The sequence below is a fragment of the Enterococcus cecorum DSM 20682 = ATCC 43198 genome, assembly GCF_000407565.1.
GTDB lineage: Bacteria > Bacillota > Bacilli > Lactobacillales > Enterococcaceae > Enterococcus_E > Enterococcus_E cecorum.
The window spans coordinates 235,001-260,532 of sequence record NZ_ASWI01000003.1 but is presented as its reverse complement, the minus strand read 5'-3'; the positions used below and the strand labels follow the sequence as shown (position 1 = coordinate 260,532).

Sequence of the window (25,532 nt, the reverse complement as noted above, 5' to 3'; positions counted from 1 at the left end):
TACACTTGAGTTTCCGGGGCTCTCGTGGGGCAAACAATACCATTTAATATAATACCGGTAAAAGCAAGCCTTGTCAACAAAAAGTCTACGAAAAAATGAAAAAAACAGCTGTTACGAACAATATTTTTCAGAAAGGTCCTTTTACAGCATCCAGACAAGACAAACAGATTTGCCATATCATATTATAGTAAAAAAAATTTTGCTGTCCATTCATTTTCTATCAGATGGTTTTGAATAATTATTTCTATACAAAAAATGCATAAAAATGCGAACAAGCAATCATTGTAAGCGGAATATAAATAACTTCCTCCTAAATTTATTCAAACATTTTATACAAAAAAAACGATTATTTTTCCGTCATTTTTGCATAAATATTTAATTTCATACTTGATTTTTGCAAGTTTATTTGTTAAGATAAGTCGCGTGATGAAGTTAAAGGACGAAAGGAAGAAAATGAATATGAAAGAAAAATTAGTTTTAGCTTATTCTGGAGGGTTAGACACCTCTGTTTCAATTAAATGGTTATCAGACGCAGGATATGATGTAGTGGCTTGTTGTTTAGATGTCGGTGAGAAAAAAGATATCGAAGCCATTAAAGAAAAAGCCTTACAAGTCGGTGCAGTAGAATCTTATGCGATCGATGCTAAAGAAGAATTTGCCGAAGATTTTGCCTTGATTGCTTTACAAGGAAATACCTTCTATGAAAATTCTTATCCATTAGTATCTGCACTGTCTCGTCCATTGATTTCAAAAAAATTAGTGGAATTAGCACATCAAGTTGGGGCAACGACTGTAGCACATGGTTGTACAGGTAAAGGAAATGACCAAGTACGTTTTGAAGTGGCCATTCAGTCTTTAGATCCTAACTTGAAAGTCGTGGCGCCTGTTCGTGAATGGAAATGGTCGCGTGAAGAAGAAATCGAATACGCAGCGAAAAACAATATTCCAATCCCAATGAATCTTGACAACCCTTATTCAATCGACCAAAACTTATGGGGACGCGCTTGTGAATGTGGCGTGTTAGAAGATCCATGGGCTGCTCCACCAAAAGGGGCTTATGCATTAACCAAAGAATTAGAAGATACACCTGATACGCCAACTGTGGTGGAAATCACCTTTGAGCAAGGAAAACCAGTCGCTCTAGATGGCAAAGCGTACAGCCTAGCAGAATTAATCATGGAATTAAACCATATCGCAGGTGAGCATGGTGTAGGTAGAATTGACCATATCGAAAACCGTCTTGTTGGGATTAAATCTCGTGAAGTTTACGAATGTCCTGCTGCCTTAACTTTAATGAAAGCTCATAAGGAATTAGAAGATTTAGTATTTGTTCGTGAATTGGCCCACTTCAAACCAATCGTGGAACAACAATTAGCACAAGTTATCTATGACGGACTATGGTTCAACCCATTAACCGATGCCTTAAAAGCCTTCATCAAGAGCACCCAAGCCTATGTGAACGGTGTAGTCCGTGTGAAATTATTCAAAGGAAATATTATAGTAGAAGGACGTAAATCAGCGAATAGTTTATATGACGAAAACTTAGCGACTTACACTTCAGCCGATACCTTTGACCAACATGCAGCGATTGGATTTATCAAACTTTGGGGACTACCAAGTAAAGTCCATGCTGAAGTACAAGCAAGTTTAGACAAATAATGATTTTATCCCCTGCCTCGTATTATGCCAGGTGGGGGTTGTTTTTTAGAAAGGATGAAGAAAATGGCGAAATTATGGGGCGGTCGATTTGACGGGAAAAACGAAGCCTGGATTGATGCTTTTGGGGCGTCGATTCCTTTTGACCAAAAATTAGCCAAGCAAGATTTGATTGGTAGTTTGGCCCATGTGAAAATGTTGATACATACTGGGATTTTAACGAAAGATGAAGGCGAGCAAATCATCGCAGGTCTTAAAACTTTACAGGAAAAATTAGCCAAAGATGAATTGACCTTTACCATCGAAAATGAAGATATCCACTTAAATATGGAGACTTTTTTACATCAAGAAATTGGTCCAGTGGCGGGAAAATTACATACCGCGCGCAGTCGTAATGACCAAGTGGCGACCGATATGCACCTTTATCTCAAAGAGGTACTGACTGAAGTTGTGGCAAAAATCCATCATTTCCGTGAAGTATTGGTTGAAAAAGCGCAAGAACACATCGAAACCATCGCACCAGGTTACACTCACCTTCAGCATGCCCAACCGATTTCTTTTGGGCATCATTTAATGGCGTATTATCAAATGTTAACGCGTGATGAACAACGCTTTACTGAAAATATGCAACGTGCAGATATTTCACCACTTGGGGCTGCGGCTTTAGCGGGGACCACCTTCCCAATTGACCGCGAATTTTCTGCCAAGGAATTAGGCTTTTCCCAAGTGTATCAAAATAGTTTGGATGCAGTGAGTGATCGTGATTTTATCTTAGAATTTTTAAGTAATGCTTCAATTTTAATGATGCACTTGTCCCGTTTTTGCGAGGAAATCATTTTATGGTGCAGTCATGAATATCAATTTGTGGAGCTAACCGATACTTTTTCAACGGGTAGTTCGATTATGCCGCAAAAGAAAAATCCGGATATGGCCGAATTAATTCGTGGAAAAACAGGACGCGTCTACGGAGATTTATTTGGTTTATTGACCGTGATGAAAGGCTTGCCGCTTGCGTATAATAAAGATTTGCAAGAGGATAAAGAGGGCATGTTTGATACGACCGAAACGATTTTGACTAGTCTAGATATTATGAGTGGCATGATTGCGACAATGAAAGTCAATAAGGAACGGATGCTAGAATCTACGCAAAAAGACTTCTCCAACGCGACCGAACTGGCTGACTATCTAGCAAGCAAAGGACTGCCATTTAGACAAGCGCACGAAATCGTTGGTAAATTGGTCTTACAATGCATTCAAAACGGCCACTATTTGCAAGATATTCCTTTAGAGGCGTACCAAGCGATTACCCCGTTGATTGAAGAAGATATTTACGAAAAACTAGATTCTTACACCGCGGTTTTACGTCGTCATTCATTGGGCGGTACTGGTTTTGAGCAAGTGCAAAAACAAATTGACGCAGCCAAAGCGCAACTTTAATTCTCAGACAATTGAAAACGAACCTCCTCAGCTGGAAAATATCAGCGAGTAGGTTCGTTTTTTGGTATTTGATAAATAAAGCGATAGTAACCACAGGCTAAAACGAATGCGAAACCTTCCATGGATTCTACCAACAAAATAGGGACAAATTTTAATAATAATCCAGCTACCAAACTCCCTAATGGAATCATAATGGATATCAGACTTTCAGTAAGCATCGATACGCGTCCAAGATAGGCTGATTCAATACTTTGCTGCTCTAGGGTGACAAAAACAATATTCATCATACTCATGGTCAAGCTACTCATGAAAAACAAGGACAAACTGACTATCGGCTGAATAGGTGCCAAAAATGAAAATCCAATTTGGCTCAATCCTGAAAGCAACACATGAGAGCAATGAAATGAACAGGTTTAGCAATATCAAGTTTGAGACGATTGAGAAAAAATGCCCCGGCAATCCCACCTAAGGAACTCGTCATTAGAACAATCCCATAACCTATCGACGAACTTGAAATGTACAATTTGGAGAACATCGGTAAGGCAACTAATGATATTGCATAAAAGAAATTAACAAATGCCAGGGGTAAAAATAAATGATAGACTTGCGGTGCTTTTCTTAAGATTCGTACTCCCGAAAGCAATTCTTGAAAATAATCATGATAAGTAGCAATGGATTGGACATTTGTTATCGTATCTGCTTTGATTTTAAAATAGCGATACATGACTGTGGCAAGAAAGAAAGTAAAGAAAATCAATAGAAAATTCACTGATAAAGAAAACCAAGCCACAAATAACGTAGCCAATGCATTAAAGGAAATATCCAACACCTTATAGGCTAGCTGAAATAAGCTATTTGCTGAAACCAATTGTGATTTATCTACAATTTTGGGTAATATTTTGGTTTCTAACGGATAGATAATAGATGAAAAGAGATAAATGAGCGCTAATCCCACGACTAAAATGCTTGCTAGCCAATGGTTATGTAATTGATTCTTAGCTAACACCACTCCTAGCAAGCCCGCACTAATTATGACTTGAAATAAACTACTAGTAATTAATAGTCTTCGTTCTTTCATGTGATCAACCAACGGACCCAGTAAAAATGACAATGCATCGATTCCTGAAGTTACAGCAAAAACCACTGAAAGCAACACCGGCGAATGATATTGTTCATTAAAATACCAAATAATCAAGATATTTATAAAACTGTCTGCTATATTTGTTAAGATTCTACCCAATAATAACCTTGATAAAGATTGATTTTGCAGCACTTTTTTCACTCCTTTGAATACCCAACTTTTCATTATTATAGCAAATAATAAAAATACCGCTACCCAAAATTGGATAACGGTAAAAAATTTATTTTATTTTCTATGCCTAATCTTAGTGATGTACGCCTTCTGTTAAGTTTAATTCTGGGGCACGGCCTAATTTGGCTTGAACCATCCAGATTTTCTTTTCTACAGCGCCTTTGAATTCGATGAACATGTCTTGTGTCACATCATCGCCTTCTTCACCAGACACTTCAATACCTTCTTCATATAAGTCAGCAAGATAACGGTAACCAGCGACTAATTTTTCCATTTGTTCTGGAATAGATAAATCATAGCTACCTACTTCATCTTTAATACCTGTATTTTCAGCGAATTCTTTCAATGTTGAATAAGGTGCGCCACCTAATGTGATTAAACGTTCAGCGACTTCATCTAACTGTGCATTGATTTCATCCATGTATTCGTCCATTAATGGGTGTAAAGTTAAAAATTCAGGCCCACGCATGTACCAGTGAACTTGATGAATCACTGTTGAAAATTGGCTCAAGTCCGCAACTAATTGATTTAATACGTTTTTTGTTTTTTCTACTGCCATAATAAAAGCCTCCTAATCTTTACTACATATTTAGGATAATCCATTTCAGGAAAAAAGTAAAATATAATGGTTTATTTTTCTAAAATTATTAAGTTTTTTTAATCTAGCAACGCTTTTTCGAATATTTTGCGTATTTATTCTCATGAAGGATCATTTTTTACTTGAAGGAGGATTTGTATGTTCGCATTTATTATCGGAAGTTGTTGAGGTGACCCCCAAAAGTTAGACTTTTTTACGAGACGACTCCGGTCGTCTCGTTTTCATTATGCAGCTAAAAGATGGAGCCTATATTGAACAGGACTCATCCATCCTAACTTTTCTTTTATTCGTTGTTCATTATAATACTTTATAAATCGTTCTATTTCCATTTTTAATTCCTCATAGCTATAGTAATTAACGCCATAGTATATCTCTTTCTTAAGCAGACCGAAGAAATTCTCCATTACGGAATTATCTAGACAGTTGCCCTTTCGAGACATGCTTTGAAATATTCGTTCTTCTTTTAGCCTGTGAGAGTATGCCTTCATCTGGTATGCCCAACCCTGGTCAGAATGGAATGTTCGTCTATAAGGGCAGTCTGAAGTGATTTCAATGGCTTTATCCAAGGCATTCATTACATTCTTTGCTGAAGGTTTCTTATCGATGCTGTAACTTAGTATTTCTCCATTACACATATCCATAAATGGATCTAAATACAGCTTATGCATTGTCATATGTCCTTTGACATCAACTTCATAATACTTAAATTCAGTCGTATCCGTTGTGATTTTTTGATGGGGTATGTGCGTATTAAAGCGTCTGCGAATTCTGTTGGGTGCAATGGTACCAATCCTGCCCTTATAGGAACTATATTTCCTACTTTTGCGTGTGTAGGATGTCACCTGCAAGCCAAGTTTTTGAACTATTCGCTGAACCTTCTTTTTGTTGATGAGATATCCCTGATTATGAAGCTCTCCATGTATTCTACGATATCCGTAATCCTTATTATTCTTACGGATTTCTTGGATTTTTTCTTCAAGTTCTTTGTCAGGATTTTCTCTATCAAATCGTTTTTGCCAATACATATATGTTGCTTTAGGCATGCCTGTATAAGAGAGAAGGTCTTTTAGTTTGAATTCTCGTCGGAGACTGTTGATGACGAGTGCCTTTCTCTCATTTTTTCCTCGTCCTCTAAACGCAGCCTCCTCAGTTCTTTTAAAAAGGCATTCTCAATTCTCAATTTAAGAAGTTCCTCTTCTAGCTCTTTTACATGTTCTGCACTTGTATCAACAGAAGATTCTTCAACTGGTTTGTTTTGTGTATTGCCATTAGTTGTATTCAATGTTTTCTTTCGTCCCTTCTTGCGTGGTCTTAGGGCATCAGGACCAGCTGCACGAAAGCGACTCACCCAATTTGCGATCATACTTGGATTAGTAATTCCTTCTTGCAGAGCTAAATCTTGATATGAGATTTCACTTGATAAATATAACTCTACTATAGAAAGCTTCTTTTCAAAAGAATAAAAATCTTTTTTTCTAGAACGTTTTAATCCTTCATCGCCAAATGCATTGTAATTATCCACCCATAGTTTAACTTTATTATCAGATGGAATGCCGAACTTATTTGCAAGATAAGTATAACCACCTTCGCCATTAAGATAAGCATTTACAACTTGCTTTTTAAACTCAAAAGAATATTTGGACATAAAAATACCGACCTCCAATTGTTAGATTTTATGGTCTAACTTTTTGGGGTCGGTACATGTCTAGGGTCCTTTTATTATTGTATGGCTTGTCGACTACCCCAAGGAGAATCACTCATCGCCCCACCCTCGCAGTGTCCAAATTGTCATCAGCGCTTAAAAATAAAGGATTTAGTGCCTATAGTGTCTGTTTTGTTCCTTCGATTTCGTTGTCGTTATTGTAAGGCAAAAATCCCCTGGAGTAGTCTGTGTGCGGAGGTCGTCTTTGGTTTTATGTTCGTAAAAATAACCAATTTGCCTATTTTTTCACAAAAATTGCTCGTCTTTTGCTGGTTAAGTTGTGCCTTTATCTTAAGTTTTACGGATATACTCTATTTAATATTGGATCCTTTTGTTTTTTTTAGTGGGAGTGGATTGCTTTGGTTTCTGGCATTTTGTACTGGATTAACTTTTTATCGGATGCATTTTATCGTGCTTTTACTGCTTTGTATTGTGGGACATTTTTCTAGTCAGCATTATCTCGGTCAGGGGGATTTATTGTTGGCTTGTGCATGGTTTCCCTGGCTGACACTTGAGCAAATCAGCATGCTTTTAGTCGTAGCGAGTGGCAGTGGCATTTTGTATCTCTTATTGAAATACTGCCTTTGTCATCAACCATTTGCCCCGATTCCCTTTATTCCATTTATGACACTTGGCCTTTACATCAGCTATTTCTGGTAAAAAACACCCCCTAACCTAAACACACTTAGATTGGGGGTGGGTGGTTATTTCTCATGTTTTTGTTTAAAATGATAAAATGCTCCTAAGAATCCAGCATTATTTTGATGTGTGGCAAATGTCAATGTTGTTTTTTCTAAAATACTAGAAACTAAGTATTGAGACAACGTTTTTGCGAATAATGGTTCTAAATACTCAGCTTGGGACATAATCCCACCGCCTAAAATCACTACTTGTGGATTCAGCACATAGCAAATATTTGAGATACCTTCACATAAAACATTCACCATTTCTTGAATAGCCTTTTCACATTGCACATCCCCAGATTTTGCAAGTTCAAATATTTTTCGACCATTCCACTCACTAATATTTTCTTGTTTAAGTTGGGATACTCGTTGCACTAAAGCTGTTGTAGAGGCTAAATCTTGAAAACTCACTTTACCATGATGCATATAGCCCACTTCACAGGCACTATTACTGAATCCATGGAAAACTTTTTTATCTAATAATATACAGCCGCCAATCCCTGTGCCAATCGTCAAACATAAGGAAATCTTTGCCTCTTTACCTGCACCTGAAATGCCTTCTGCAAGACCTGCGCAGTTCACATCATTTTCAACTTCGCATGGTAGCGCAAATTTTTCTTCAATCACTTTTTTAAATTGAGTACCGGCATAATTAGGAATTTGCGGTCCGGCATAAAAGATAGAACCTTCATTAGGATCCACCATCCCTGCAGTTGAGATTGCCACACCAACTAGTTCATTTTCCTGTTTTAACTGTTCGATAATATCGCAAACGGTTTGTAAAATAAATGGACCACCTAAATGGGCTTGTGTTGGTTGCTCCCACTGTTGAAGGATTTCAGCTGATTCGTTAACTAAAGCATATTTTAAATTCGTCCCACCTATATCAAAACATAGATATGTTGACATGAATCATCGCCACCTTAATCAATGAATTTTGCCGTTACTTGTTTAATATATTCTGCACAAGCCTGAACTTTTGATAAATCGTCTGGAATTAATTCTGCTAAAGGCGCACGTACAGAACCAATATTAAGATTTTCGTTGATTCGTAAAATTTCTTTAGCCACTGCATACATATTGCCATGACAACTACACATTTGTGCGATAATTTCATTGACTTCAGCTTGTAACGCTTTGGCTTTTTCCCACTGATTGGTCTTTAAGAAATGATCCAACTGCAAGAATAATTGCGGCATTACTGCATAAGTGCCACCAATTCCACCTTGTGCACCAATTAGGCGGCCTGAAATAAACTGTTCATCCGGTCCATTAAAGACAATATAATCATCCCCAGCTTTACAGAAAGTTTGAATATCTTGAACAGGCATCGATGAATTTTTTACACCAATAACTCTAGGATTTTCGCGCATTTTTTCATACAAGCTTGGTGTTAAAGCGACACCTGCCAATTGTGGGATATTGTAAATGATAAAGTCCGTATTTGGTGCTGCATCACTAATATCATTCCAATACTTAGCAATCGCATATTCAGGTAATCGGAAATAAATCGGAGGAATGGCCGCAATCGCATCTACGCCCAAACTTTCTGCATGACGTGCCAACTCTTGGCTATCCTTGGTATTGTTACATGCTACATGCGCAATAATGGTTAATTTTCCTTGCGCTGCTTTGACTACATTTTCTAATACAGTTTTGCGATCTTGAACGCTTTGATAAATACATTCCCCTGAGGAACCATTGACATAAACTCCTTTAACACCTTTTTCAATAAAATACTTGGTTAATGACTGCACTCTTTCAGGACTAATTTCACCTTCATCGTCATAGCAAGCATAAAATGCCGGAATTACGCCATGATATTTCGTTAAATCTCTCATCTTATCTACTTCTTTCTAGTTTTCTAATACCTTTGTAAATCGTTTCGTAATCAATTGTGGTCGTGTGATAATCGAACCAACTACAACACTATAACACCCTAACTCAAGAACTCTTTTAAATTTTTCAGGGGTATCGATATTCCCCTCAGCAATCACCGGATGTTTCACTTTCGCTAAGATTTTACGAATTAATTCAAAATCATTCGCCTCAATCTTTGCTCCTTTACTTTGTTTCGTATAGCCTACTAGTGTTGTGCCAATGAAATCAAAACCTAACTCATCCGCATAAACAGCCTCTTCGTACGTTGAACAATCCGCCATTAGCAATTGTTCTGGATACTTAGCTTTAATTTGTGCAAATAATTCAGCTAAGGTCTGTCCATTTGGTCTGATATTACTTGTGGCATCCAATGCAATAATTTCGGGTTGAACACTCATTAACTCATCAATTTCTTTCATGGTTGCTGTAATAAAAACATCTGAGTCTTCATAATCTCTTTTGATAATGCCAATAATTGGTAAATCTACTACATTCTGGATTTCTTTAATATCTACCACACTATTTGCTCTTATCCCTTTGGCACCACCTTCTTGTGCAGCTAGGGCCATTCTTCCCATAATGAATGAAGAATGTAATGGTTCATCTTCCAAGGCTTGACACGATACAATTAGTTGATGTTTAATATTTTTTATTTTTTCATCCATCGCTTTACGCCCTCTTCCTATTTATCATTTTCTACTTTACAATTTCTGATAAATGCACTTTGCGATCTTCGTTAATGGAAAGGGTACAAGCATCTGCAGTCGCAATTGCTTCTAAAGCAGCTTCACCAGTTAATAATTTCTCAAATTCTTCACTAACAGCTGCACCTTGCATAATTGCATGGAGATATTTCATTTCTTTATCAATTACGGATGATAACCACAATGGTGTACGTTTACCTGGTTTTCCATAAGCAATCGCCCCATCCATTTCCGTACTATGATAGATTCTTGTACGATCATCGTCTTCCTCTTGAGATTCATGAATTAGGAAGTGAGTTTCTTCACCATTTAATTTCAAAGTTCCCCCACAATTAAACATATCAAGCTTAATGGCACCTTTTGTTCCTTGAATTAATACATAATGTTCACCCCAACGATAAGCAGAACCCCATTCAAGTAATGCAAAACGTTTATTAGGGAATTCCATATTAATGAAAATCATGTCATCTTCATCACCAAAGTTTTCGCCATTATGCGCTACATTTCCACCAGTCATTGTTACTTTTTCAGGCATACCACCCATCAAAAATTGCACACAGTCTAATTCATGAATATGATGGTACAAGTGTCCGCCAGATTTTGAACGAATTTTCTTCCATGAAATAGTAGGTTGTTCTTCTTCCCAACCATTACGAGCAGTATGACAGAATAATACATCGCCAATCACACCTTGGTTAATCAACTCTTTTGCATGATGCACACCGTTAAAGAAGTTCATAACATGTCCAGCCATAAAGGTTACATTATTCTTCTTACATGCATCCACCATTTCTCGACAGTCTTCATAGGATAAAGCAATTGGTTTTTCACAAAAGACGTGCTTGCCATGCTCAGCTGCTTTAATTACTGGCTCTTTATGCAAATAATTTGGTGTTGCAACTATCACACAATCCACTTCTGGACTACTCACTAATTCATCTAAACTCGAAGCTACTTTGGCTCCTAATTCTTTGGCAATTTCTTCTGCATTTTCTGGATCGTACAATAGAGTAATTTCTGCTCCCTCATTTTTAGACATATAGCGTGCTAATTCCGCACCGAAATATCCTGTACCTACAACTCCATATTTTGTCATTTTTATATTCCTCCATTATGAAAATTTTATTTTAATAAATCAGTAATTTCTAAATCTACATATTGTACAACGTTACTTAAATGAAGTTCATTTCTAGACCAAGAATCATATTTTTCAAAAAATAAACCTATATGTTGATTAGGCAACTCCGTCAAAGCCGAATAAGAATATCCGTAATTTGGTAAATCCACATTATAATGGTATCGCCAATCAATACTATCATCTGCATTAATTAATCCAACCCATAATTGTCCACCTTTTCTTCCTGCAGTTGAATTTGGCGAACTCAAAATAACGGCATCTTTACCATCAATTTTTTGCGAATATTTAATCACAGATACTTGAGTCCCGTATGAAGTTTGGCTAATCATATCTAAGTAACTTACTCCTGACCAGGTATCTCCGTTATCATAACTTGTCATATAAGCTATTTTCCCAGTTGTTGTTCTAAAGAATGTACGAATCACTCCTTCTCTCAGTTCTATCATCTGAGCCTCAGCCGTTGCATTTGTAAAAGGAACTGGTGCTGAACGTTTTGTAAATGTGTTACCACCATCATCAGAAACAAGATATGTTAACTGTCCACTAGTATAAGTAGCGAAAATTAATCGATTTTTATTACTTAAAGCTAATCCTTGACCTGGACTCAAATAGGTTGCGTTATGATTAACTCCTAGAAAAGGTGGAAGTAATTTGAACTCTTTCCAAGATTCTCCACTATCTGAACTAGATGTCATTCCAATATAATTTGTAGGTACCACTTTAAATATAGAATCCTTATAAAATACATTCATCGGTACCTGCTTACCATTATGATATTCTTGTAAGTTTGAATTGGCATCAAATTTCACCGAATATTGCTCTACTGTTAACGGATGACCATTTTCTAAAACCTCGTATTTTTCATTCACTTGATAATTTGTAGGTTGATTAGTAGAATCATTGTACACAACACCGTTTTCTCTAACAGTATATTGATAAGAGGATTCGCCATTTTTCTTTAACTTCAAGTAGTATTTTCCATTGACTTCTTTGAAACCAGAGTCAGAACGATTAGCATTGTTATTACCTATTCCTGCAGGCATCACATCTGCCAGTAATACTACTTTTCCTTTATCATCTTGAACAATCGCCGAGTCAATGAAAGAGGCACTTCCACTTATTTGTAAATTTTTTGCATTTCCTTCTCTAGGCCATTCAATTAATTGTTCTTCATAATCATTAAACTTCATTGCGAAAATCGGATTGCTCCACGTTAATCCATTATCATCGCTGTAAGAAGTCGCAATATTAATTTTACTTCTTGAATCATGCGTACCTCCATAACGTGCATCAACACTAGAAAGTACCCTACCATTATTTAACGTATATAAAGTTGGTATACGAAAATAATTTGCATTAGTTGTATCACCTGATTGAAAAATTAATTTTTTATTTTCCCTAGAAAAGTGTTCAGAAATTTCACTTGAAGTCAACACTCGATTAAAAATCTGAAGTTGATTAACCTTACCATTCATTGTAAACGCCTGTGAACCTTCGCGATTTACTGCGCCTATCATCGCATTATTTTGTCCCGTAATTCCATTAATAGGGATAAATACCTCTACTTTTTTAGAAAAAATACATTTTCCATCAACATACATCTCATATGTTTTTTCCGTAGCATTTGCAGTAAATACTACAGTGTTTTCTACAGCATTTCCTTTATGAATTCCCCATAAAGAAGCAGGACGAGCAAAAAGATAATTCACACCTTTCTGAGCATCACGTATTTCTACACCAATCTCTCCAGAATTTCTCATAAATATATCGAAATAATTGTTTCTATAACCACTATTACTATTAGATATACCAAATATAGCTTGTAATGAATTTGGACTACTCGATTCAAAATTTAATACTATACTTTGATTATCCCCCTGAATTTTATTTAAAACCTGATCACTAATATCAATACCAGTATTATTCAAAATATAAGGACCACTTTGATAGTTTGGTGATAATTCTGAAGTAGCATAAACAATTTTATCTGTATTAACAAAAGAATATGAAAGACCTGTAAGTAACACACCTGAAATTATAGCGACACCAGCAAACTTATGAATTTTGTTAATCATAGATAAGTATTCCTTTCTTTTATTTAACCGAACCTTCTGATAAGCCACCAGCAATTTTATTTTGGATAATTGAGAAGAAAATAACTGATGGTAATACAACAATTACTGAAGCAGCCATCATATCTCCCCAATCCAATATTTCTGAACCATTTAGTGATCTTAATGCAACAGCTACAGTCATCTTACTGGTATCATTAATGAGGATTAATGCGTATAAGAATTCATTCCATGCATTGATGAATGTATAAATCGCCGTAGCAACAATCCCAGGTGCAACAATTGGTAAAACAATTCTATAAAATATTGTAAATTTATTTGCCCCATCTATTCTTGCTGATTCTTCAATGCCGATTGGTACTGTTTGAAAGAATCCAACAAGTAACCATACTGCATATGGCACACTAAATGATAAATAGATAACCATTAACCCAATCAAACTGTTTGTTAATCCAACTTTAGCCATTGCAATCGAGTATGGAATCGCTAACAAAATTGGTGGGAAAATATAAGTTGTAACTAATAAACGAGACATAATCGCTCCTAATTTAGGAAAGAAACGAACTATCCCATAGGCTGCCATCGCGGAAATGATAATCGCAATAACAGTGGTTGATAAAGCAATCAACAAACTATTTTTAATATTCACAATAAAATGCAAATCATTAATTACATGAGTAAAGTAATCTAGGGTAAATGTTTTAGGCCAGAATCTTGTTGGAAATTGGGTTAGTTCCCCTTTTCCTTTAATCGAAGAAATAAAAATCCAAACAAGCGGGAATATTGCAATAATCGTCGCAATAATCAATAAAAGATGAGAAGCAAGATCTAGAAAAATATTTGATCGTTTCTTCATTATTTACGTCCCTCCTTTTCCCATTTACTAATGATACTAAAGTAAATAAAGCAAACTGCTAATAAGAAAATAAATAGTAATACTGTAACAGCAGATGCACGACCTAACATTTTCGTTCCCCAACCTAAGTTATAAGCAAAAATAGGAAGAGTCATTGTTGCGTTAGATGGCCCACCACCAGTAATTAGATAGATAATATCAAAGTTATTAAAAATCCAAACTGTTCTTAATACGACTAGCAAACCGACAACAACTTTGATGTGTGGAAATGTAATATAACGAAAGACTTGCCACGAAGAAGCGCCATCGATTTTGGCGGCTTCAAACTGTTCTTGAGGTACTGTTTGCAATGCCGATAGTACGTTGACCATAATCATTGGGGCACCAAACCAGATATTGATAAACACTAAACAAACAAAAGCCCAAGTCGTATCAGTTAAAAACGGTGGTGCAGCATCCATCAAGCCAAGTTTTACAATCATATTTGGAAGATAGCCGTAAACACCATTTAATATCCACTGCCATGAAAAGGCAATAACAATCGTTGGAAACGCCCAAGGAACGATTAAAAGGGTACGATATAATTTCTTAAAACGTCGAACACGATGCAATGCCAATGCTAAAATAAATCCAACAAATACTTGGCCAGCTAACGAGAAAACCGTCCACTTAATTGAATTAAAAAATGCATTGAAAAAATTTGGATCAGATAATACTGCTTTATAATTATCTAAACCGACAAAACGATAGGTCGGCATAATTAAATTTTTATTTGTAAAACTAAAGAAAATACTTGAAAAAAACGGATAAATAAAAAGTAATCCGACAATGATCATTGCTGGTAAAACAAATATCCAACGTGTTAAATTTCGATCTTTAGCCATTTTCATACTCCCTTCTTTAATATTTATTAAATGAATCGGGGCTTAAAGAACAAGCCCCAATCTCAATTTTTTATTTTACTGCCACAGTTTCAAACAAATCATTTAATTGTTTTTCTGCACTCTTCGCAGCCTTCATTGGATCAGTACCGTTAGAAATAATATCTTGGAACATTTGCTCGATGATATGTTGATTTGTCATTAAACCAGCTTGGACACTAGGTTCATTTTCATATCCAATTGCAGTACCTTTTTTAGCAGCTTCTAAGATTACTTCTTCTGCATGAGCAAATTTCTTACGTGTTTCATTATCTTTATATTCAGGTAGATCTGTAATTCCGCTAATAGTTGGCAACATACCCACTGGTGTTGAATTTAAGAATTCTACATAGTTTTTATCTTTAAATAGATATTGCATAAATGCTTTAGCAACATCTTGATGTTTTGAATTTTTCCATACAACCATTGGAATATTAGAAGTTTCAATACCGTAATCTTTATCAGAGTCTTTTACTTTTGGCATTGGATAAGCATCAATAGAATCTAATAATTGTGGACTATTGGCTTGTACTCCACCAATATGGAAACCAGAGTTAAAGTCAAATGCTGTTTTTCCTTGATAGAACAATGTTGCTTGTTGCAATACATTAAAGTTTAGTGAATCTTTAGGAGATACTTCTTTGTACATCTTCACCCAATATTTAATACCGTCTTGCGCTAATTTACTTGTTAAATCCGCTTTCAAATCTTTAGTTAAAAGACTGCCTCCTGCACTACGAACATAGAAGTTTAAGAAACGTGTTGCCATAAAGTCGTTCGTTCCTAGAGGTACAGACATGCCATAAACACCATCAGCCGTTAATTTCTTACTTGCTTCAAATAATTCATCCCAAGTTTTTGGCACTTCTATATTGTGTTGTTTCAATAAATCAGTTCGTACCCACATAACTTGTGCATGGGAGTATAACGGAACTGAATAATAATTTTTTCCAACTTTTGCTTCATCCAAGGCATTTTTATTAAAACGGTCTTGCCCAATTTCTTTAATCGTATCATTTAAAGGAACAATTGCATCTGAATTAATCATTTCCATTACTTGGTTTGGTAAAGCAGTACTGATATCAGGGACATTACCATTCGCTAAACCTGTCGTCCATTTAGTATAAAAGTCGTTCCATGAGAAAGTTTCGATTTTAATTTTTACTTTTGGATGATCTTTCATAAATTCATCCGCAGATTTTTGGATACTTTCTAAACGCGGACCTTGCGTGAAGGAGTGCCACATAACAATGTCACCAGATAATTCACCAGATTTTGATGAGCTTTGAGAATCGTCCTTCTTATCATCAGAAGAACATCCTGCCATTGCAAATACTGATGCAGCTAACCCAACTGTACATAATAGTTTGACAATCTTTTTCATAATCTAATTCCTCTTTTCTGTTTATTTTATTGCCAATTTAAATACTGCTTTTTTTACAACCTTGTCATTAACTCTGACTTTTGGTTGATGTAAATCTTCAGGAAAGGTAATTAAACAATCACCAGGTTTTAAATGAACCAATTGCTCTACCTGACCTTGGTGAAATTCAATATCTTTTTCTTCATCATATGCTTTGGAAACTGTCGTCGAATCTTTTGTTGAAACTGCCATATCTTCAGTATTTTCAACAACTAAATGAACATCCAAATATTTGTAATGGGTTTCAAAAAAATCACCAGCAACACCATCAGCTACATAATTAAAGCAATTGCCAAATACTTTATCTCCAGCAATTGGAATTTCTCCTTCAGGTAACTCTCGCCAATCATGATTCTCAAAAAATGCTAGCAACTCCTTCATATAAGGATTCACTTTTTGGTACGTTCCTAAATTCTCTACTTTACTAATAATCAAACGACATTCACTTCCTATCTAAAATTGTTTGAATCGTTTCTTGCATCATTGTATTGTAATCTTTATCATCCAGTAAGATCATAGTCAGAATATCAACAATGAACATCATCGCAAATTGTGAATTTACAAAACTTGTATTATTAACAAACTTGCTGCTATACACAATTAAGCTAATATCACTATACCGAACAATTTGACTATCAATAAAACTCGTAATCGAAATCGTCTTAGCCCCGACTTTTTTTGCACTAGCTAACATATTGACGATTTCTACTGTTTGCCCAGAACTAGAAATACCTATTACTAAATCATCTGGAGTAAGTAAGGTTTGACTAATTAGCATCATGTGGGTATCCGTAAAACACGAAACATTAAACCCCATCCGAATTAACCTTTGCATAAATTCTAATGCCGTTAATCCTGAGCTACCCACACCATAAATATAAATCTTATTCGCACGTATAATTGCCTCTATTGTTTCTTCAATATCTTGAGGATTCACTAATTTATTTGTATTATCCATCACTGTTGTATAGTAAGTATGAATAGCATCGAAAATAGTATCTTTATTAATTATGGATTCTTGTGTACTTTCATCAACCAAATTAATTTTCATCTCAGCAAAATTGGCACAATCAATTTTCTTACAAAAACGTGTAATCGTAGCAGGGGAAGTATTTAAAATGTTTGCTAACTCAGTAATGTTCATGTTTTTTAAATGCTTTTTTTGCATGATATAAGTTGCGATTTTCTGCTCTTTAGGTGTAAATGAATGATAATTTTGCTGAATAGTATCTAAAATCATAACGCATCACCCCTATTCAATTTAATTTTGTAACCGCTAACAACGTAAATATAGCACAATCTTTTTTTAAAAGAAAGATGTTTTCAAGAAATTTATTAACGAAAATAATTTTCATAAAAACAATATTTTTAAAATGGATGAAATAAATTGAAAAATCAAGCTTTTCATGAACAAAATTTTCAGTTATTTATTATATGAAAATATTTATCATTATAGTTTTTTTTACTAGATATATAAAAACAAAGAGATAAAAATTGATTGGAAAGTGTTGCTTGTATGAAGAAGTTGTATGATTTAGAGCCCAAAAAAAGACCCCCACTTCATCAGTGAGAGTCTTGAGATGTTCAGTTGAATGTTGATTACATGCGAACGGCAAAGCTTGGTGCAAAGTAGGCAACTGAGCCAACTTTAACTGATTCGCCTGGTTGTGGTGCATGAATGTATGAACCGCCACCTAAGGCAATCGCTACGTGGTAAGAACTTCCACGTGAACCCCAGAAGTAAAGGTCACCAGGTTGTGCTTGGCTAACTGGGATGATTGCACCGGCACCTTCTTGAGGAACTGTCCAACCACCGATATCACGGCCTGTTACTTGTAAGTAAACATAGCGAGTGAACCCTGAGCAGTCAAATGTATTAGGTCCTTTAGCGCCCCATACGTAAGGTTTACCAATGTGTTTGTATGCTTCTGCGACGATAGCTGAACCATTTCCACTTGGTGCAGGAGCTGGTCTGCTAGGAATCACCACATTTGATACGCCAGCATTGCTTGAGCTTGCGTTTGAACTTGCACTATTTGAGCTACTTGCTTGAGATGAACTTGAGCCTGCATTGCTGTTTGTTGAAGCAGCTGCATTAGATGAAGTAGATGCACTTGCTTGTGCTTGTTGTGCAGCTTGTTGAACTGCTGCGGCTTGTGCTTGTTGTTCACGCACACGTTTTTGTTCTGCTTCGAAGGCTGCTTTTTGTTCAGCCAAGGCTTGTTTTTCGCTTTCTTTAGTAGCTTGTTGTTCTGCTAATGAAGCTTTTAATACATTTAAGTCAGCTTGTTTTGCTTCTAATGTACCCTTTTGTTCTTCAAGAGTTGCTTGGTTTTTCGCAATTTCTTCTTGTTTTGCTTCGTTTTCAGCTTTTTTATCTTCTACTGCTTTTTTATCTGCTTTTTGTTGGTTCACTAAATCGTTGTTCGCATTCACGATTGTAGTCATTGCTTTCAAGCGACCTAAAGCATCAGTAAATGAAGTGGCATCTAATAAAGCTTTGACATAAACAGATGATTGATTGTTTACTTGAACGTCACGTGCTTGATTGCGAATCGCTTCTTCACGTTTAGCGATACGTTCAGTTAAAACTTCGATGTCCTTTTGTAATTGGACAGTTTCTTCACGTAAAGTTGATTGTTCCTTTAATAATTCATCTGCTTTTTTGTTAATTTTGTTAATACTTGTTTCTAAACGATCAATTTGGTCTTGTGCTTCTGATTGTTTAGATTTCAAGTCGTTAATTTCACTGTTTTTCTGTTCAATTTGAGAATCGTAATTGTCTGCAAAGGTAGCAATTGGTGCCACTAAAGTCCCTGCTAAGACTGTAGATACGATTACGACTGAAGATAAACGTTTCTTCACCATAAATTCCTCCAATTAAGTGTGTGTATTTAACACTTGTGACCTTTTCTAAGTCTAAGGTCCTATTTCTGACAATTGCTATTCTAACATAGTGAGATGTCATTCCTATAATAGTAATGTTACAAATATATTTCAAATACGATAAATAAAAAAAAAGAGACTTCTTACTTAAAAAGCCTCTTTAATGGAATTAGTGTAATTGCAAACAAGATAATATTGACTAACAAGGTCGGCGCAAGATAACGCGAAATAAAGAATACCGAGGTCGTGGCGCTTAATTTAAAAAGGATTTGAGTTACTAATAATATCACTTCATAACCCGTCACAAAAATAACCAGGGCAAAAAACATTGTGTATAAATTTTGATAGATAACACCATGAAAGACGTATAACAGCCATACCATAACTGTCAAGCAAACCGTATAAATACCAATAATCCCAAGATAGTAACAATCATAAAATAAACCTAGGACAAAACTCAGCGCGATTGTTGGCATTTTTGGTAAGGAATAAGCAGCCCACAAAAAGACAATCAAGACTAAATGAACATTCCAAATATAGTGAAAGTTTGATAAGTTCGATAAAAAGGCGGTTAAATGCGTGTCCACCAACATCAATAAAAATAAGACCGGGGCTAAATAAAGCGGAAATTCTCTTTCTTTCATTATTCACCCACCCCTGCGGAACGTTTTACAATAGTTACCACACGTAAATCGGTACTTTCAGCCATTGGTTTGACATAAACTTTCTTGGCTAGACCATAAGAATCGGTCACAGCTTTTTGCACTTTACCTACCATCAAATCAGCTGGTGAATTGCCACCAAGACCAGAAGTTTGCACGACATCGCCTGCTTTGATATTGGCATTTCCGGTCAAATCTTCTACAATCAGCAAGTTTTTCTTTTGATCATAATCTTTCAAAATACCAAAAACTTCGCCATCAGAAGAAGAGATACGGACTGGGAAATGATTGCTTGATTCATTTTCAGAAGTCAATAGTTCCACTTTAGAAGTATGCGCATTGACCTCTAGCACGCGTCCGATCAAGCCTTTTTTCGCCATCACTGCCATATTAACCTCAATACCAGCACTCGCACCTTTATCAATCACCAAAACATCTTGCCAAGTATCTGGAGAGCGGCTAATCACGTTGGCTACTTGGGTTTCATAGCTTGTCAATGTCTCACTTAAGCCAAGTTCTTCTTTCAACTGCGCAATTTCACGCTCTTGATTCGTATTTTTTTGAACCAAATTGTCATATTGGTCGATTTTTGACTTTAATTGTTGATTTTCTTCATACGTTTTCATCAAATCGCTAATATTTTCAGTGATTTGGTGTAAAAATCTAAAAGGTGCAGTCAGAACTTTATCGACTAAACCAATTGTATCATTGACCGTAGACTGTAAGATATTGGTTTTAGTCTGCGTATTTCTTTTCGCAATCGTCATACTCAAGACTGCCACAACCACAATGACAATAATCAAAGCGATAATAATATTTTTATTCGAATTATATTTTTTCACAAAGGCACCTCTAGCTTATAAACTAACAAATACGATTGTACCACTATTTTTGTCTAAAAAAAAGCATCCTACACACTCTTAATGGTTTTTTTGCAATTAAAAAGGAAGACGCAACTGTACCGACCCCAAAAAGTTAGACCATAAAATCTAACAATTGGAGGTCGGTATTTTTATGTCCAAATATTCTTTTGAGTTTAAAAAGCAAGTTGTAAATGCTTATCTTAATGGCGAAGGTGGTTATACTTATCTTGCAAATAAGTTCGGCATTCCATCTGATAATAAAGTTAAACTATGGGTGGATAATTACAATGCATTTGGCGATGAAGGATTAAAACGTTCTAGAAAAAAAGATTTTTATTCTTTTGAAAAGAAGCTTTCTATAGTAGAGTTATATTTATCAAGTGAAATCTCATATCAAGATTTAGCTCTGCAAGAAGGAATTACTAATCCAAGTATGATCGCAAATTGGGTGAGTCGCTTTCGTGCAGCTGGTCCTGATGCCCTAAGACCACGCAAGAAGGGACGAAAGAAAACATTGAATACAACTAATGGCAATACACAAAACAAACCAGTTGAAGAATCTTCTGTTGATACAAGTGCAGAACATGTAAAAGAGCTAGAAGAGGAACTTCTTAAATTGAGAATTGAGAATGCCTTTTTAAAAGAACTGAGGAGGCTGCGTTTAGAGGACGAGGAAAAAATGAGAGAACGGCACTCGTCATCAACAGTCTCCGACGAGAATTCAAACTAAAAGACCTTCTCTCTTATACAGGCATGCCTAAAGCAACATATATGTATTGGCAAAAACGATTTGATAGAGAAAATCCTGACAAAGAACTTGAAGAAAAAATCCAAGAAATCCGTAAGAATAATAAGGATTACGGATATCGTAGAATACATGGAGAGCTTCATAATCAGGGATATCTCATCAACAAAAAGAAGGTTCAGCGAATAGTTCAAAAACTTGGCTTGCAGGTGACATCCTACACACGCAAAAGTAGGAAATATAGTTCCTATAGGGGCAGGACTGGTACCATTGCACCCAACAGAATTCGCAGACGCTTTAATACGCACATACCCCATCAAAAAATCACAACGGATACGACTGAATTTAAGTATTATGAAGTTGATGTCAAAGGACATATGACAATGCATAAGCTGTATTTAGATCCATTTATGGATATGTGTAATGGAGAAATACTAAGTTACGGCATCGATAAGAAACCTTCAGCAAAGAATGTAATGAATGCCTTGGATAAAGCCATTGAAATCACTTCAGACTGCCCTTATAGACGAACATTCCATTCTGACCAGGGTTGGGCATACCAGATGAAGGCATACTCTCACAGGCTAAAAGAAGAACGAATATTTCAAAGCATGTCTCGAAAGGGCAACTGTCTAGATAATTCCGTAATGGAGAATTTCTTCGGTCTGCTTAAGCAAGAGATATACTATGGCGTTAATTACTATAGCTATGAGGAATTAAAAATGGAAATAGAACGATTTATAAAGTATTATAATGAACAACGAATAAAAGAAAAGTTAGGATGGATGAGTCCTGTTCAATATAGGCTCCATCTTTTAGCTGCATAATGAAAACGAGACGACCGGAGTCGTCTCGTAAAAAAGTCTAACTTTTGGGGGTCACCTCAAACCATTCGCCTCTTCCTTCTTCGGTCTTATTTATGATCTTTACTATAAATAACAGCCATCACGCCATCGCTAAAGCTAAATTCCGCCGTTTTGCCCACGAATTCATTACTTGCATAAGAAATCGGATAGGCAATCTTTTGTTTATTTAAGGTATATTTGCTTAAATTGAGCGTTAATTCCTGCATCGGCGTCATACAAACATAAGCTAAGTAACGCATATTGGCTTTATTTTCAATCGTATAGCTGCCGGGCAAGTAATATTCAATGATATTTTGCACATCGACTAACTCAATTTGGCGTGCATATGGGGTAAAACGTGGTTCAAGGACCATCCAAAAATTGGCCAAGAAGTGATCCAAGCGTCCTCCCGTTAAACCAGCCAAGCGATATTGCACATCGGGAAAGTGTTCAATCGCATATAATAAGCCTAACTGTGTGTCCGTATCATCTTTTTCGGCTGGAGATTGTTTCAAAAACTTTGCCTGTGCTTTGACTTTTTCATATTCTTCTTGACTCAGTGAATCAAAATCACCAATCGCCGCATCGAGTGACTTTCCTTGCTCCAATAGGTAAAGTGCGCCACGATCCACGCCGATATAAGCTACGTATTCTTCTTCAAATAAATTTGCCGGCCAACATTTAGGATTAGCCCCGCCAACGATTAATACTTTCATCTATTCTAACGCCTCTTTTAATGCATCGATACTAGCTTTAACATCGGTCGCATTGTAGATATAACTGCCAGCCACAAATACATCGGCCCCAGCTTCTTTACATAATTTGGCCGTTTCAGGTACAATTCCACCGTCCACTTGAATATCAAAATCTAAGTTATTCGCTGCTCTTAAATGGGCAATTTGACGAATTTTGTCCAGTGTGGATTCGATAAAGCTTTGACCACCAAAACCAGGATTTACCGTCATCACAAGCACTTGATCGACCATATCCAATACAGGGACAATCGCTGAGACGCTGGTTCCAGGATTTAGCACGACTTCTGCTTTCACACCTTTTGCTTTAATCATTTGTAATGCGCGATGAATGTGGTTGGTCGCTTCTACATGAACGCCAATAATATCCGCACCCGCATTTGCAAATTCCTCGATATAACGCTCTGGATCAACAATCATTAAATGGACATCCAAAGTCAATTTCGTCACTGGTCGCAATGCCTTGACCACATTCGGACCAAACGTAATATTTGGCACAAACTGACCATCCATCACGTCAATATGGATATAATCCGCACCAAACTCCTCGACCATTTTGACGTCTTTTTCTAAATTTGCAAAATCAGCACTTAAAATTGATGGTGCAATCTTCATCTGAAATTCCCCCTATGTTTTGCGTGATTACTTATTTTTCTTCTTTTGATAAGTCGGACGTTGATTTTTCAATTCTTGTAAGAACAACAAATAATTATCATACCGAATCTGGGCAATTTTTCCCTCGGCTAAAGCTTCTTTCACTGCACAATCTGGCTCGTGGGTGTGGCTACATTCTCTAAAGCGACACGCATCTTGTAAAACCACAAATTCTGGAAACATCTTTGGCAAATCAGTTACTTCCAAGTCAAAGAAATCAATCGAACTAAAGCCTGGAGTATCAGCTACCAATCCTTGGGCCACATCAATTAATTCCACATGACGCGTTGTATGCTTGCCTCGATTTAACGCTTCTGAGATTTCCCCAGTTTCTAAAGCAAGACCAGGCACTAATTGATTTAATAAAGTCGACTTACCGGCCCCTGATTGCCCAGCTAATACCGTCAAACGATTTTTCAACAAAGCCTTCACTTGATTCAAGCCATCTTCATCACCGATAATCACCCGATAACCCGCTAAATGATAAGTCGCTTTAATTTCTTCAAGCAAAGTCGTATCGCCAAGTAAATCTACCTTACTTAAATAAATCACCGGCTCAATTTGCTTTTGCTCTAAACTCACCAAAAAACGGTCAAGCAAATGATAGGAAAAATCCGGTTCGACTAGACTCGCCACCACGATAACTTGATCGACATTAGCCACAGGCGGACGAACAAGCTCATTTTTACGCGGAAAAATTTCAAGTAAGTAGCCATCCGTTAGACTCGTACTTTCAAATTCAACAAAATCACCCACTAATGGTTTGACTTTGCGTTTTCTAAAATTACCTCGTGCGCGTGTTTGGTATAAGTTTCCTTCATGTTGAATGTAATAAAATCCACTTAATGCCTTCTTTAGTTGTCCTTGCAAAAAATGAAAACCCCCTCATTTCAATTATAAGTACATTTTACCAAAAATTAGGCGGGTTTACTACTCTCATTTTTTATCGGCCACTGCGCCCAATCATAAAAAATGAGATTTTGATTCTCCTATTCTCTAGGATCATCAAAATCTCTCTATTACATTTACATTGCGAATGATTCACGCTATTTATTTTAGAGGTTTGTTCGAGTTTTCACAAATAGAACAAAAAATAAATCGGGAAGACAGGATTCGAACCTGCGACCCCTTGGTCCCAAACCAAGTGCTCTACCAAGCTGAGCTACTTCCCGAAGTCTTTATTTATCTTTAGGTATTAAAAAGACTACGCGCCCAAGAGGAGTCGAACCCCTAACCTTTTGATCCGTAGTCAAACACTCTATCCAATTGAGCTATGGGCGCATTACTAAGAATGCCGAGGACCGGAATCGAACCGGTACGGTGATCACTCACCGCAGGATTTTAAGTCCTGTGCGTCTGCCAGTTCCGCCACCCCGGCATAATAGTAAAGCGGAAAACGGGTTTCGAACCCGCGACCCCCACCTTGGCAAGGTGGTGCTCTACCACTGAGCTATTTCCGCGTAAATGCCGGCTAAAGGACTTGAACCCTCGACCCTCTGATTACAAATCAGATGCTCTACCAACTGAGCTAAGCCGGCTAAAGTTATGCGGGTGAAGGGACTTGAACCCCCACGCCGTTAGGCGCTAGATCCTAAATCTAGTGCGTCTGCCAATTCCGCCACACCCGCAAATATGAGTATGAGTCGTACAGGGCTCGAACCTGTGACCCTCTGATTAAAAGTCAGATGCTCTACCAACTGAGCTAACGACTCATATGGAGGTTAACGGGATCGAACCGCTGAC

The 25,532-nt window shown here is 36.6% G+C and carries 24 protein-coding genes, 8 tRNA genes and 1 pseudogene (1 of these 33 cut by a window edge); 5 read left to right on the top strand and 28 right to left on the bottom strand.

What is annotated here, in order from left to right; all coding sequences use genetic code 11:
* Positions 1-459 precede the first annotated feature (459 nt).
* Together I567_RS01985 and argH are read left to right on the top strand one after the other, a co-directional pair.
* The gene (locus tag I567_RS01985; RefSeq protein ID WP_018345323.1) at positions 460-1,659 is read left to right on the top strand and encodes an argininosuccinate synthase; all 1,200 of its coding nucleotides are present in this window, start codon (positions 460-462) and stop codon (positions 1,657-1,659) included.
* A gap of 63 nt (positions 1,660-1,722) precedes the next feature.
* Positions 1,723-3,093 (top strand): argininosuccinate lyase, encoded by a 1,371-nt coding sequence (gene argH, locus I567_RS01980; protein WP_016250571.1) that lies wholly within the window; start codon positions 1,723-1,725, stop codon positions 3,091-3,093.
* 41 nt (positions 3,094-3,134) lie between these two features.
* Here argH and I567_RS01975 read toward each other — a convergent pair whose 3' ends face one another.
* The 4 genes from I567_RS01975 to I567_RS12295 form a co-directional block, all read right to left on the bottom strand.
* On the bottom strand, positions 3,135-3,386 hold the full coding sequence (locus I567_RS01975; protein WP_016250570.1) for a hypothetical protein: 252 nt from the start codon (positions 3,384-3,386) through the stop codon (positions 3,135-3,137).
* A 77-nt stretch (positions 3,387-3,463) separates the two neighbouring features.
* Positions 3,464-4,366, bottom strand: a complete 903-nt coding sequence (locus I567_RS01970) for an MFS transporter (RefSeq protein ID WP_016250569.1) — start codon at positions 4,364-4,366, stop codon at positions 3,464-3,466.
* A 112-nt stretch (positions 4,367-4,478) separates the two neighbouring features.
* A complete protein-coding gene (locus I567_RS01965; RefSeq protein WP_016250568.1) occupies positions 4,479-4,964 on the bottom strand; it encodes a Dps family protein in 486 nt (161 codons plus the stop codon).
* Positions 4,965-5,227: 263 nt separating this feature from the next.
* Positions 5,228-6,648, bottom strand: a protein-coding gene (locus tag I567_RS12295; RefSeq protein WP_111736153.1) for an IS3 family transposase whose coding sequence is annotated in 2 segments (ribosomal slippage) — positions 5,228-6,081 and positions 6,081-6,648 — 1,422 coding nt in all. Because the reading frame shifts where the segments join, the coding sequence is not laid out codon by codon here.
* Between the two features lie 60 nt (positions 6,649-6,708).
* Here I567_RS12295 and I567_RS13100 point away from each other — a divergent pair.
* Both I567_RS13100 and I567_RS12880 read left to right on the top strand, forming a co-directional pair.
* Positions 6,709-6,921, top strand: a pseudogene (locus I567_RS13100) (prepilin peptidase); the annotation flags it as partial.
* A gap of 138 nt (positions 6,922-7,059) precedes the next feature.
* A complete protein-coding gene (locus I567_RS12880; protein ID WP_231940216.1) occupies positions 7,060-7,365 on the top strand; it encodes a hypothetical protein in 306 nt (101 codons plus the stop codon).
* A gap of 44 nt (positions 7,366-7,409) precedes the next feature.
* Here I567_RS12880 and I567_RS01945 read toward each other — a convergent pair whose 3' ends face one another.
* The 13 genes from I567_RS01945 to mreC form a co-directional block, all read right to left on the bottom strand.
* Entirely contained in the window at positions 7,410-8,297 is an 888-nt protein-coding gene (locus I567_RS01945; protein WP_016250565.1) for an ROK family protein, read from the bottom strand.
* Between the two features lie 14 nt (positions 8,298-8,311).
* Positions 8,312-9,229 carry a dihydrodipicolinate synthase family protein gene (locus tag I567_RS01940; protein WP_016250564.1) on the bottom strand — a complete coding sequence of 306 codons (918 nt, stop codon included), beginning with the start codon at positions 9,227-9,229 and terminating at the stop codon, positions 8,312-8,314.
* A gap of 15 nt (positions 9,230-9,244) precedes the next feature.
* A complete protein-coding gene (locus I567_RS01935) occupies positions 9,245-9,934 on the bottom strand; it encodes an N-acetylmannosamine-6-phosphate 2-epimerase (protein WP_016250563.1) in 690 nt (229 codons plus the stop codon).
* Between the two features lie 31 nt (positions 9,935-9,965).
* On the bottom strand, positions 9,966-11,069 hold the full coding sequence (locus I567_RS01930; RefSeq protein WP_016250562.1) for a Gfo/Idh/MocA family protein: 1,104 nt from the start codon (positions 11,067-11,069) through the stop codon (positions 9,966-9,968).
* Between the two features lie 26 nt (positions 11,070-11,095).
* Positions 11,096-13,186 (bottom strand): sialidase family protein, encoded by a 2,091-nt coding sequence (locus I567_RS01925; protein ID WP_016250561.1) that lies wholly within the window; start codon positions 13,184-13,186, stop codon positions 11,096-11,098.
* A 19-nt stretch (positions 13,187-13,205) separates the two neighbouring features.
* Complete coding sequence (locus tag I567_RS01920) at positions 13,206-14,039, bottom strand: carbohydrate ABC transporter permease (protein WP_016250560.1); 834 nt, start codon at positions 14,037-14,039, stop codon at positions 13,206-13,208.
* Positions 14,039-14,923 (bottom strand): carbohydrate ABC transporter permease, encoded by an 885-nt coding sequence (locus tag I567_RS01915; protein ID WP_016250559.1) that lies wholly within the window; start codon positions 14,921-14,923, stop codon positions 14,039-14,041. Before I567_RS01915 ends, I567_RS01920 begins: the two co-directional genes overlap by 1 nt.
* Positions 14,924-14,993: 70 nt before the next feature.
* Complete coding sequence (locus I567_RS01910) at positions 14,994-16,343, bottom strand: ABC transporter substrate-binding protein (protein ID WP_016250558.1); 1,350 nt, start codon at positions 16,341-16,343, stop codon at positions 14,994-14,996.
* A gap of 21 nt (positions 16,344-16,364) precedes the next feature.
* Positions 16,365-16,817: a YhcH/YjgK/YiaL family protein gene (locus tag I567_RS01905; RefSeq protein ID WP_016250557.1), complete on the bottom strand. Its 453-nt coding sequence runs from the start codon at positions 16,815-16,817 to the stop codon at positions 16,365-16,367.
* Positions 16,818-16,824: 7 nt separating this feature from the next.
* Positions 16,825-17,622, bottom strand: coding sequence for a MurR/RpiR family transcriptional regulator (locus tag I567_RS01900; protein WP_016250556.1), 798 nt, complete (start codon positions 17,620-17,622; stop codon positions 16,825-16,827).
* A 359-nt stretch (positions 17,623-17,981) separates the two neighbouring features.
* Complete coding sequence (locus I567_RS01895; protein ID WP_016250555.1) at positions 17,982-19,250, bottom strand: coiled-coil domain-containing protein; 1,269 nt, start codon at positions 19,248-19,250, stop codon at positions 17,982-17,984.
* Between the two features lie 161 nt (positions 19,251-19,411).
* Positions 19,412-19,912: a rod shape-determining protein MreD gene (gene mreD, locus I567_RS01890; RefSeq protein WP_016250554.1), complete on the bottom strand. Its 501-nt coding sequence runs from the start codon at positions 19,910-19,912 to the stop codon at positions 19,412-19,414.
* Entirely contained in the window at positions 19,912-20,772 is an 861-nt protein-coding gene (gene mreC, locus I567_RS01885) for a rod shape-determining protein MreC (RefSeq protein ID WP_016250553.1), read from the bottom strand. Before mreC ends, mreD begins: the two co-directional genes overlap by 1 nt.
* Before the next feature lie 172 nt (positions 20,773-20,944).
* Between mreC and I567_RS12290 the strand changes: the two genes are divergently transcribed.
* Positions 20,945-22,365 (top strand): IS3 family transposase gene (locus I567_RS12290; protein ID WP_111736135.1). Its coding sequence is split into 2 segments (ribosomal slippage): positions 20,945-21,512 and positions 21,512-22,365, totalling 1,422 coding nucleotides; the frame shifts between segments, so codons are not numbered across the junction.
* Positions 22,366-22,451: 86 nt separating this feature from the next.
* Here I567_RS12290 and I567_RS01870 read toward each other — a convergent pair.
* The 11 genes from I567_RS01870 to I567_RS01820 all read right to left on the bottom strand — a co-directional run.
* Positions 22,452-23,099, bottom strand: a complete 648-nt coding sequence (locus I567_RS01870) for a thiamine diphosphokinase (RefSeq protein ID WP_016250550.1) — start codon at positions 23,097-23,099, stop codon at positions 22,452-22,454.
* Positions 23,100-23,750 carry a ribulose-phosphate 3-epimerase gene (gene rpe / locus I567_RS01865; protein ID WP_016250549.1) on the bottom strand — a complete coding sequence of 217 codons (651 nt, stop codon included), beginning with the start codon at positions 23,748-23,750 and terminating at the stop codon, positions 23,100-23,102.
* Between the two features lie 27 nt (positions 23,751-23,777).
* Positions 23,778-24,659: a ribosome small subunit-dependent GTPase A gene (gene rsgA / locus I567_RS01860; RefSeq protein ID WP_016250548.1), complete on the bottom strand. Its 882-nt coding sequence runs from the start codon at positions 24,657-24,659 to the stop codon at positions 23,778-23,780.
* 228 nt (positions 24,660-24,887) lie between these two features.
* Positions 24,888-24,961, bottom strand: a tRNA-Pro gene (locus tag I567_RS01855).
* Positions 24,962-24,996: 35 nt separating this feature from the next.
* A tRNA-Arg gene (locus I567_RS01850) sits at positions 24,997-25,070 on the bottom strand.
* Between the two features lie 11 nt (positions 25,071-25,081).
* Positions 25,082-25,167 (bottom strand) — tRNA-Leu (locus I567_RS01845).
* 10 nt (positions 25,168-25,177) lie between these two features.
* Positions 25,178-25,249 (bottom strand) — tRNA-Gly (locus I567_RS01840).
* A 5-nt stretch (positions 25,250-25,254) separates the two neighbouring features.
* Positions 25,255-25,327, bottom strand: a tRNA-Thr gene (locus tag I567_RS01835).
* Positions 25,328-25,335: 8 nt separating this feature from the next.
* Positions 25,336-25,417 (bottom strand) — tRNA-Leu (locus I567_RS01830).
* Positions 25,418-25,428: 11 nt separating this feature from the next.
* Positions 25,429-25,501: transfer RNA gene (locus I567_RS01825), tRNA-Lys, on the bottom strand.
* A 3-nt stretch (positions 25,502-25,504) separates the two neighbouring features.
* Positions 25,505-25,532, bottom strand: a tRNA-Val gene (locus I567_RS01820); it runs 45 nt beyond the window's last position.

Bases quoted from the DNA above. Each gene is read 5' to 3' on its own strand.
- mreD (WP_016250554.1), bottom strand. From the start codon at position 19,912: ATGAAAGAAAGAGAATTTCCGCTTTATTTAGCCCCGGTCTTATTTTTA.
- I567_RS01975 (WP_016250570.1), bottom strand. From the start codon at position 3,386: ATGAGTATGATGAATATTGTTTTTGTCACCCTAGAGCAGCAAAGTATT.
- I567_RS01965 (WP_016250568.1), bottom strand. From the start codon at position 4,964: ATGGCAGTAGAAAAAACAAAAAACGTATTAAATCAATTAGTTGCGGAC.
- I567_RS01895 (WP_016250555.1), bottom strand. From the start codon at position 19,250: ATGGTGAAGAAACGTTTATCTTCAGTCGTAATCGTATCTACAGTCTTA.
- I567_RS01910 (WP_016250558.1), bottom strand. From the start codon at position 16,343: ATGAAAAAGATTGTCAAACTATTATGTACAGTTGGGTTAGCTGCATCA.
- I567_RS01985 (WP_018345323.1), top strand. From the start codon at position 460: ATGAAAGAAAAATTAGTTTTAGCTTATTCTGGAGGGTTAGACACCTCT.
- I567_RS01915 (WP_016250559.1), bottom strand. From the start codon at position 14,923: ATGGCTAAAGATCGAAATTTAACACGTTGGATATTTGTTTTACCAGCA.
- I567_RS01900 (WP_016250556.1), bottom strand. From the start codon at position 17,622: ATGATTTTAGATACTATTCAGCAAAATTATCATTCATTTACACCTAAA.
- I567_RS01945 (WP_016250565.1), bottom strand. From the start codon at position 8,297: ATGTCAACATATCTATGTTTTGATATAGGTGGGACGAATTTAAAATAT.
- rpe (WP_016250549.1), bottom strand. From the start codon at position 23,750: ATGAAGATTGCACCATCAATTTTAAGTGCTGATTTTGCAAATTTAGAA.
- I567_RS01940 (WP_016250564.1), bottom strand. From the start codon at position 9,229: ATGAGAGATTTAACGAAATATCATGGCGTAATTCCGGCATTTTATGCT.
- I567_RS01920 (WP_016250560.1), bottom strand. From the start codon at position 14,039: ATGAAGAAACGATCAAATATTTTTCTAGATCTTGCTTCTCATCTTTTA.
- I567_RS01935 (WP_016250563.1), bottom strand. From the start codon at position 9,934: ATGGATGAAAAAATAAAAAATATTAAACATCAACTAATTGTATCGTGT.
- I567_RS01870 (WP_016250550.1), bottom strand. From the start codon at position 23,099: ATGAAAGTATTAATCGTTGGCGGGGCTAATCCTAAATGTTGGCCGGCA.
- I567_RS01930 (WP_016250562.1), bottom strand. From the start codon at position 11,069: ATGACAAAATATGGAGTTGTAGGTACAGGATATTTCGGTGCGGAATTA.
- argH (WP_016250571.1), top strand. From the start codon at position 1,723: ATGGCGAAATTATGGGGCGGTCGATTTGACGGGAAAAACGAAGCCTGG.
- I567_RS01925 (WP_016250561.1), bottom strand. From the start codon at position 13,186: ATGATTAACAAAATTCATAAGTTTGCTGGTGTCGCTATAATTTCAGGT.